Origin of the sequence: Snodgrassella gandavensis, assembly GCF_914768025.1 — a bacterium.
GTDB classification, from domain to species: domain Bacteria; phylum Pseudomonadota; class Gammaproteobacteria; order Burkholderiales; family Neisseriaceae; genus Snodgrassella; species Snodgrassella gandavensis.
Genome location: NZ_CAJZCE010000009.1, coordinates 101225 through 110596, shown reverse-complemented (window position 1 = coordinate 110596; position 9372 = coordinate 101225). Strand labels below are relative to the sequence as shown.

Annotated in this window: 10 protein-coding genes and 1 pseudogene; 2 read left to right on the top strand and 9 right to left on the bottom strand. The window is 38.9% G+C overall.

The window, feature by feature from the left end:
• The 5 genes and pseudogenes from MJ764_RS07905 to MJ764_RS07885 all read right to left on the bottom strand — a co-directional run.
• A pseudogene (locus tag MJ764_RS07905) lies at window positions 1-234 on the bottom strand (helix-turn-helix domain-containing protein); the annotation flags it as partial.
• A gap of 298 nt (window positions 235-532) precedes the next feature.
• Entirely contained in the window at window positions 533-964 is a 432-nt protein-coding gene (locus MJ764_RS07900) for a M15 family metallopeptidase (protein ID WP_239326037.1), read from the bottom strand.
• A 52-nt stretch (window positions 965-1016) separates the two neighbouring features.
• Entirely contained in the window at window positions 1017-1358 is a 342-nt protein-coding gene (locus MJ764_RS07895) for a hypothetical protein (RefSeq protein WP_174828468.1), read from the bottom strand.
• Window positions 1359-1361: 3 nt separating this feature from the next.
• The gene (locus MJ764_RS07890; protein WP_239326036.1) at window positions 1362-1850 is read right to left on the bottom strand and encodes a hypothetical protein; all 489 of its coding nucleotides are present in this window, start codon (window positions 1848-1850) and stop codon (window positions 1362-1364) included.
• A 341-nt stretch (window positions 1851-2191) separates the two neighbouring features.
• Window positions 2192-3094, bottom strand: a complete 903-nt coding sequence (locus tag MJ764_RS07885) for a phage antirepressor N-terminal domain-containing protein (protein ID WP_239326035.1) — start codon at window positions 3092-3094, stop codon at window positions 2192-2194.
• Between the two features lie 366 nt (window positions 3095-3460).
• On the opposite strand from MJ764_RS07885, the gene MJ764_RS07880 reads away from it, so the two are divergent.
• A complete protein-coding gene (locus tag MJ764_RS07880; RefSeq protein ID WP_239326034.1) occupies window positions 3461-4051 on the top strand; it encodes a helix-turn-helix domain-containing protein in 591 nt (196 codons plus the stop codon).
• 709 nt (window positions 4052-4760) lie between these two features.
• Here the strand turns inward: MJ764_RS07880 and MJ764_RS07875 are convergent.
• Entirely contained in the window at window positions 4761-5189 is a 429-nt protein-coding gene (locus tag MJ764_RS07875; RefSeq protein WP_239326033.1) for a hypothetical protein, read from the bottom strand.
• Window positions 5190-5584: 395 nt separating this feature from the next.
• Between MJ764_RS07875 and MJ764_RS07870 the strand changes: the two genes are divergently transcribed.
• The gene (locus tag MJ764_RS07870) at window positions 5585-6202 is read left to right on the top strand and encodes a LexA family protein (protein ID WP_239326032.1); all 618 of its coding nucleotides are present in this window, start codon (window positions 5585-5587) and stop codon (window positions 6200-6202) included.
• Window positions 6203-6460: 258 nt separating this feature from the next.
• Here MJ764_RS07870 and narI read toward each other — a convergent pair whose 3' ends face one another.
• From narI to narH, 3 genes are read right to left on the bottom strand one after another with little or no spacing between them, the layout of a single operon-like run.
• Window positions 6461-7150: a respiratory nitrate reductase subunit gamma gene (narI, locus tag MJ764_RS07865; RefSeq protein WP_239326031.1), complete on the bottom strand. Its 690-nt coding sequence runs from the start codon at window positions 7148-7150 to the stop codon at window positions 6461-6463.
• A gap of 13 nt (window positions 7151-7163) precedes the next feature.
• Complete coding sequence (narJ, locus tag MJ764_RS07860; protein ID WP_239326030.1) at window positions 7164-7799, bottom strand: nitrate reductase molybdenum cofactor assembly chaperone; 636 nt, start codon at window positions 7797-7799, stop codon at window positions 7164-7166.
• Window positions 7800-7809: 10 nt separating this feature from the next.
• Window positions 7810-9360, bottom strand: a complete 1551-nt coding sequence (gene narH / locus MJ764_RS07855) for a nitrate reductase subunit beta (protein ID WP_100089846.1) — start codon at window positions 9358-9360, stop codon at window positions 7810-7812.
• Window positions 9361-9372: the final 12 nt, after the last annotated feature.

Sequence of the window (9372 nt, the reverse complement as noted above, 5' to 3'; positions counted from 1 at the left end):
CCATATTAACGACAGCCTGCTCAATATGAGGCTCTACGCGATTTTTCTCTATAGGTTTTTTACGACTTATTTCCTGAAGAGCTAATTCTCCGCCCTGTTCATAGAGTTTTTGAAGCGATAATAGCTGTCGCGACTATAACCCAAGACTTTACAGGCTTGCTGAACATTACCTAACTGTTTAGCGAGTTCTAAAAGTCCTAATTTTGGTTTAATTATTTTTGCAGATTGATTCATTACTGACACTCCATTATTGGTTTAAAATACACTAAATGTCAGATTAAATAAAGACTACTACAGATTAAATCAATTTTATAGCCATCTGAATATCATTCACTCCTTGCCACTTGTCCTATCAGAATCAACCTATTTAGAAAAACTCAGTTTACGGCCAGATTAACAAAATCTCATCCGACATTTATCAGAGTTCGAATCTATAGCAGATTCACGCAACGGACAATATAATAAACTTATATGTAGCAGATAATCTCAACAAGCTTGAAAACAGTGGCCAGATACAAGCTAAACCAACCTGTTATACCTCAAAATGCGGGTAATCCTTACTGCTTTTCCAGTCACCACCCCACATAATTCTCACTCCTAGCTCAGCAGCCGCCTGTTTCATGGCCGCGGCAATCAAGTGAAATTTTTTTAAATCATTCCAGTCAACCGGATATGGAATCAAATCAATAGCCCTGCCGGTAACATGTTTACTGGCAAACGGATTATTTAACCAGGTTACCTTACTCAAGTCTGGCTGCGCATATTTGGCTGGCACCCCTTTCAAACTGCATTGCTGTGCGGTTCGACCCTTGCCATAATTAATACAGCACTGTTCATGCGTGCGCAGACCTTCCGTCACCATAAAATCCTGTCTAGTCAACTCAATTGCCCGCTTGACTACCCTAACCAAACCAGCATCCACCCCATATAAACGTTGCAATGATCGATTACTCAATTTATACATTTTTTATAATCCAAAAAAAGCAGCCCTGAGGCTGCCAGACACTTATTTATAATTATTCTTTTGTTGACTCATCACTACCAACAAACTGCTCTGCTTTTTTGCTTACAATATTAATTATGCGCTGTGCCAGTTTCGGTGCAGCTGCCTTGAACGCATCTAAAAATGACGTCGTTGACATACCGGCAAACACCCCGACGCTGGCAAAAAGCCATGGATGATTTTGCGGGAAAAAATAATCGGTTACTGCCGCAGCAAATATCATTCCCAACAAAACAAACAAAATCGTCATAAACCAGCCATAACGTTTGTAATCTGTAACCAGTAAAGAACCAGCCAGCCCACCCATTAGCGCAAATAAAATACAGACCGAAAAAGCATCTTTCACTAACTCCATACTTTATCGTCCTTTATGTTTCAAATCTTCAACCCGTTTTGTGTAGTTGATCAAATTACGCCCCGCCAGAGCACACACCACAGTTAATACAGGATACGTAGTCATGCCCGTTGTCAACGGCGGGTATGATGCCCAGAATGTAGCTGATATTACAGCCCATATCAGTGCAGATAAAATCAGTAAATAGCCAGAAAGCACACTACAACGATTGGATTTAAATATCGCTATAATGAGCTGTAACAATGCCACCCCAATCAGTAACATCGATAAAGTATAAGGATGTAATAACAAAAAACCTTTATACAGTTTAAGATTAAAAACTTCACTGCCACCCAGTAGAAACATCCCAGCAAAACCGATCATAATCAGTGCACTGGTAACTGTAATTACCCGTGTACCTGTACAAAATAACCATTTTTGCAATTTATCCGGCAAAAATCTTAAGTCTAGCAGTGAATGAAGTAACTGCAATGCCAATTCCACATTTTTCATAAATCAACCATCAAATCCTCAAAAACAAAAAAACTGGCTCAAAAACCAGTTTCAATACCCATTAATATTTAAAATATTCATTTATTAATTCTTCAAAAATTTAAATTTTCTTTTCTTCCCTTACTCTGATATAAAAAATCGTTTCTTAGCAAATAATCATCACTAACTTATAAGTAATTTAATAATTTTTTAATATGAAACACAGGCTAAACTTTATAGTTATAGCAATTTACAACTAAGTTTCAGCCAAATATTAGCCACACCGTAAACAGCCAGATTTCCAGATACTTTCAAGATGTGGCTAAAGCTTACAACTACTTTTATCCAAACCAACCAGATTTTTACATCAGTTTGGCCAGATAATTACGTGCTGATTCTTTGGCCTCAGATTCTGGCATTTTTTCGAACAATGGTAAAAAAGCCTTGTGACATTTATTGAATATCCGATCCATCTCATACGCAAATTCATGAATCTGCGCTTCATATTTACTACCCAAAATACGAAAAGTCGGAAATAAATGCTCATACATCAGACGCATCTTCTGCGAACAGGCAAATGATTCATACAGGCTAACCAGCACTGTAGATGGAACATTAAGTTTATCACTACAATCTTTATCTGATTCCAAGTTACAGATACTGGCTTTCTTAACTGCAACGCGGCTTAACAGGCAGATCACATCTACGAACTTGGATGAAGGTACTTTCTCATAACTGACACCATAACGTGCTTGCACAGCCTGCCATAAGGTCATCGCCAGCTCAGCCTGTTTTTCTTTGGCAACAGCTAACACCAACTGCCTATGCAAGGCCTTGATTATAGAAATCTGGTTAGGCAACAAACCAGTACAACCATTCTTATCAGCCACATCAGCATAACGCGGCTTTTTCACAGTTCGAGGCTTACGCCAGTGAGCCTGAATAGCCTCAGCACATTCGCGCTGATAAACCAGCACCAGCTCTTTCACGCTATCCTTAACTTTTTTCGGATTGATACTTTGTAGCCAATTAGTCAACTTTTTTAATGGAGTCACCAGAATTTTTTTAGTACCGTTTTTACCCGGGATAGACAAAAATCCGCATCCATATTTTTGATAACATCCTCTTAATTTACGATGTTGGGTTGACCAGTCCAGACCAATCCCATTAATCACCGATTTCATACATACGTAAACCGTATTTTTAACTTTAACTGTAGCGAGGCTACTCCCATAAAAAGAAACAAATGTGATACTATTATTCATTCAAAACTCCTTTTTCAATCTTGGGATTTTTGTTTACTTAATACCTCAAAGGTGGCAGCCTTTGAGGTATTTCCATTTCAGATACTAATATTGTTAAATATATTTAAAAAATTTTATTTTTACCTTGCATCGATCAATCGTTAATTTAAGTTGAATTTATTTACAAATACTTTCAGTTAAAATTTAGTAACAGTTTTGACTCTATATAATTTAAGGTAATATACCCCTAACTGGTTATCAGCTATAGCCATATCTGGCTATATTAAAATCTATAAAAGATAATTACAAGCATTTTATGGCCAATTATGACCAATTCTTTATCATTTATGAATTAAATTTTATTTCTTAACATCTTATTTTTCTACCATGAAATTTGCTAATCAACTCAAAGCAGCCAGACTGGCGGCCGGACTCTCCCAGAAAGAACTAGCTCAGAAAACCAATATCACCCCATCACTAATATCCAGATATGAATTGGGTAAAATCACCCCCAGATTAGAAACAGTTAATAAAATCATGAAAATACTTAATTTTCAGCAAACTGTTACTACATCCCAAATTAATAGCAACGACGATGCTTTCATTAATATTCCTCCACTCGTTAATCAGAGTAGCACTCTGTGGAATACCCAATTATCTATTTTAAAAGCAGAACTAAATCTACATAATTTGCAAATAGATAACCTAGTTTGTGCCACCATGAGTGGCAATTCCATGCAAAACCTGTTGAATGATGGAGATAAATTCATTATTGATATTTCCAAGAAAAATCCGGTAGATGGCAATATCTATGCCTTTAATCAGGGAGAACTGTTCAGAATCAAAATCCTACAAAATTTACCAAATCAGCAAATACGCATGAAAAGTTATAACAACTATGAATACCCCGATGAAACTGCGGCATTAAGTGATATAGAAATTATCGGACAAATCGTTTACAAAGCTGGATTTTTATAAGTACATTAATGGCTACTAGTAATCTTAATAGGCATCATTTTATTGCAGATGATTAGCTGGATACAAAACAAAGTATCCAGCCCAATACTTAAATATTCTTAGCTTTAAAAATCATTGTAAAATAACCTATTATCATTTCATATTTAACAATTTATTTTGCAATATATCTATATCTAAACGTAGCAGGCAGTTCACCTTAGTATAACCACCGGCTATAGCTAGCAGTAGGGTTAAATAGTAAATCTCACTATTTAGAGTACGAATATACATTGAAGCTTTTAATTACCATTAACGCTGTGTCTTTATGTGATTAAAATGATTCCATCCGCTATTCAATCACAAGCAGCATGAGTTCACAGATTTAAATATGCACTAATAATCAGACCAAAATTGAAACACATCTCGTTTAAAAGATGAATTTTATCATTAAATATTTGTAAAATAAATTTAAACAATATCCTTCACCTTATGGATGTAAGTTTCCGTAATTTGCAAAAAGAAAGTTCTTAATAAAAACCGGCTTCATGGAAACAGAATCCGGTTAAAAAAATAGTCACTTACTTCTAATAATCAAAATGATATTCAACATTCACATACGAAGTATTTATTAAGACGCAAAAAAGCTCCCTTTCGGGAACTTTTTAATCAGCTGTTTAAGGTGAAGCATACCTGTAATTTATAAATTATTATAATTTTTGTACAGAATTTGTCAAGTAGTATAACGAAAATATTTTTCAAACTGAGGTTGAAGTTTCATTTCCTGCCAGAAAAGCCACAGGCTTTGTTCAATGGCCTGATTCCAGTCTTTACTGGAATAGCGCCGGCGCTGGTTACGTTTAACACTATGCTGGTTCTGACGCTTATATAAAGGACTTATTTTGCAATATTTACTCGATAATGTAGCAAATGCTTCACGATTTTTGTAAAACAGGTTTCCCAGCGTGATTTTTACCATATCATACACTTCTGGCTGATAAGTCGGATAAAGTGCCTGCTGATTATTTTTGGCAGGTGTAGTAGCCTGATATTTCCATTCAATACTGCGGCAATGCCCTTTTTTAATGGTATCTCTCATACAGTATTCATAAGCACGCAATACATTTTCTGCCAAATCAACTTCTACTTTATAGTCTGTCATAGATACACCTTAACTAAGTGATGTGCTAAAAACATTTAAGTTATACTTAACAATTTCATGAAGTATTTAACCAAATGTGGATTTATCTTCGATTCGTTAATACCTTAGATATATAATAAGATTAAATGCTTATTTAACAGATATTTAGCAAAATCATACTCTTCCCTTTTCTTAGATTGCCATTGATATATTTTTAAATTAAAATTTGTAATAGGTATTGTATTGTAGCTTAGTAAATATATTTGCTACTTGCCTAACAAAAATTGGATATTAATTAATAAAAGTACAGTTACACATTAAAATAAGCGCAATAATAAGCTAATAGCTAATAAATTGCAATTCACTGCCTAATCAAATAGCCACTAAATAAGATTAGGCAAAAACTAAGGATAATTATGTATACGGGTAAAAAATTAGGTGAAGCGATTAAAACCGCAATTGAGCTTAAAGGCGTACGCAAAGCTGATGTAGCCCGCGCTTTCGCAATTAAACCACCTTCTGTAACTAGCTGGATTCAGACCGGCCGTGTAGATAAAGCACATATTGACAAGCTGGTTTCATATTTTGCAGATGTAGTAAAGCCAGAACATTTTGGTATAGGTTCATTTGAAGCAAATGAAATTTTATTCAACGGTTACAAAGTACCCTTGCTATCGTGGATAGATGCAGCCAAACAACTCGACAGGGCTACTTTAACTGCGGCCAACAATATCTGGGTGCCCACATTACGCCAGCCGGGAACACAAGCATTTGCACTGGAAATCAAAGGTGACAGTATGGAGCCTGAATTTACGGCTGGAGACAAAATTATTGTTGAACCAGAACAGCCTGTACACCACGGCTGTTTTGTTGTAGTGCGTGAAAATGGCAGCGAAGCCATGTTTAAGCAGTATATCAACGAGGGTAGCCACCACTATTTGAAACCACTGAATAATCGCTATCCAATTATCGAAATGTCTCAACGTTTCGAGATATGCGGCGTGGTGATAGAAAAATTTAAAATATATATTTAATCCGCTATATACGGTTTTGATTAAATGTCGGCCTGATATAAAGAGATTGCAATACTGGTTAAATATTATGGCCATCTGGCTGAGATTAGCATCATGAATGCAATAAGATTGGTGTAATTATGCTTTATTAAGCTATACAAAATCAATAGTGATTAAAGCAATATGCATTCAATTACTTAAGTGCTTTATGCGGATTACAAATATTTTAAAGGCAGTACTGAATATCAGTACTGCCTTTCTGATCGTTAGCAGTGTATATCAATAACGTCTGCTTCTAACCAGTTGTGCCTTGCGTTTCAGATACACTAAGGTACCGAAACCACTCCAGATATGCACCAGACGGGTAAATGGGAAAATCACAAATACACTCATCCCCATAAACAGGTGTAATTTGAATATCGGATCAACATGGGCAATGATGGTTGCTGCACCACTTCTAAAAGTAACAATGTGCTGCGCCCACTGCATCAGGCTAATCATCTCCTCCCCATCCAAATGATGAGCGGAAACATGAATTGTGCCCAACCCCAAACAAAGCGTAATCAGCAGCCAGATTAAAACCAGCTTGTCACGCCAGCTGCTATTGGCCAGCAGGCGCGCACAACTGAAACGGCGATAGATAAGCATCAGCAGGCCAATCAGAGCCAGAGTACCCATAGTACCACCTGCAATCATGGCGGTAAGCTGTTTGGTTTCATGGCTGATTCCAAGAGTATCCCAGACGATAACCGGTGTCAGCAATCCAACCAGATGGCCGAAAAACAGCCCCAGTACACCGATGTGAAACAAAATGTTACCAACGCGCAACAGACGTGGATACAGTAGCTGGCTGGATTCGGATTTCCATGAATATTGATTGGTATCAAAACGAATCAGACTGCCCAGAAAAAAAATACTGGCGGCAATATACGGATAAATGCCGAAAATAAATTGATTGAGATAATACATGCTGTCTCCCGGCTTAACTAAGTTTTTTATTGCGGAAAAATTGCACTTCCTGCACTGATGGCTGGTTCAACAAGGGTTCCAGTCCTTCTGCGGTGGGGCCAAATTTTTCCAGTGCTTCATCCATATTGCGCACCGGTGCTGCCTGTAACGGTTCTGGAGCCACAGGGGACAGTGCCACTACAGCATCCATTACCGGTGCATAAACAGACTGGCTTTTATGCAAATTTTCTGCAATATAGCCAATCACATGTACAGCATCAGCAAGCAGATTCTCAGCCTCCTGAATGTCAATATTGGACAAAAACTCTAGAAATAAGGGCAGATAATCCGGCAATTCATTATTTTCCGGTTCCAGTCCGCGTGCCTGATATTCAGCCAGCAGATCTACCATTGCCTGTCCGCGGGCACGGTCTTCGCCATGCAGATGTTCAAACAGATGCAGGGCATGGCTGCGACTGCGATCAAAGGTATCGACATACACTTCCTGCAGACTGATTTCATCATGAGCACGCAAATGAGCAAAGAATGGCTGCATGGCCGCAGCCTGCTCAGCCGTAGCCTGCCTGCTGACAGCGTCAGACAGCTCTTCAGTATGGTTGAGCCATTCCTGCCGCGGATAGCTAAGTAAAATGGATAAAATCTTGTACATTTCTATCCTCTTAAATTGACTGGCGGTCATTTTTCTTGCGTAGACCATGAAAAACAATCGGCGCAGCTTTGCGGGTACCAAACAGACTTTCCTTGCTGTGGCCATTGTGGCAGCCATCACCAAAAGAGAAGCCGCAACTGGCTTTTTCTTCGAAGGTGTTGCTCACCAGTTCTTTATGCGCACTCGGAATGACGAAACGGTCTTCATAATTGGCAATGGCCATAATCTGATACATTTCTTCAATCTGTGTGGCACTGAGCCGATGGCCAGATAATTCCTGTAGTGCCTGCTCATCTGAGTAAATGGATTTACTGCGCATGTATTTACGCATATCAATCATGGTTTGTAGCGCATTCACAATTGGTTCAGTTTTACCGGCAGTCAGCAGGTTGGCCAGATACTCTAGCGGAATACGCATATCCTTGATTTCCGGAATCAAACCATTTTGCCCAATTACACCTGATTCAACTGCTGATTGTATGGGTGATAACGGCGGTATATACCATACCATCGGCAAGGTTCGGTATTCAGGATGCAGCGGAAACGCTACTTTCCACTCAACTGCCATTTTGTAAACCGGTGAATTTTGCGCAGCCTGTATCCAGTCGGCCGGAATACCTTGTGCCAGTGCTTCCTTAGCAATTTCTGGGTCGTTCGGGTCGAGGAAAATATCCAGTTGCTGCTCATATAAATCTTGCGGATTTTCTACTGCTGCGCTCTCACTGATACGATCGGCATCATAAAGCAGTACTCCAAGATAGCGGATTCGGCCAACACAGGTTTCCGAGCAGATGGTTGGCTGTCCGCCTTCAATGCGCGGATAGCAGAAAATACATTTTTCTGCTTTGCCAGCTACCCAATTGTAATATATCTTTTTATACGGACAACCGGATACACACATGCGCCAGCCACGGCATTTATCCTGATCAATCAGCACAATGCCATCTTCTTCACGCTTATAAATCGAACCAGACGGACAGCTAGCCACGCAGGCTGGATTCAAACAATGCTCACACAAACGTGGCAGATACATCATAAAGGTGTTTTCAAAAGCGGCATAAATGTCCTTTTGAATCCCATCGAAGAGTTTGTCTTTCGAACGTTTGGCAAACTCACCACCCAGATCATCTTCCCAGTTTGGCCCCCACTCGATTTTGTCCATTTTCTGGCCGGTCAATACCGAAACTGGCCGCGCCGTGGGCGGCGTCTGCATCAATGGTGCTTTTTGCAAATGCTCATAATCATAAGTGAATGGTTCGTAATACTGGTCAATAGCCGGCATATTCGGATTGGCAAAAATATTAGCCAATATTTTCAGTCTATTACCCTGTTTCAGCTTCAGCTTGCCAGATCGTTCGCGTACCCAGCCCCCTTTATACTGTTCCTGATCTTCCCAATTTTTCGGATAACCTATACCCGGCTTGGTTTCAACGTTGTTAAACCAGGCATATTCCACCCCATCACGACTGGTCCAAACATTTTTACAGGTAACAGAACAGGTATGGCAGCCAATACACTTGTCCAGATTTAACACCATTCCAATTTGTGCACGTATTTTCATGATTGTGTTCCT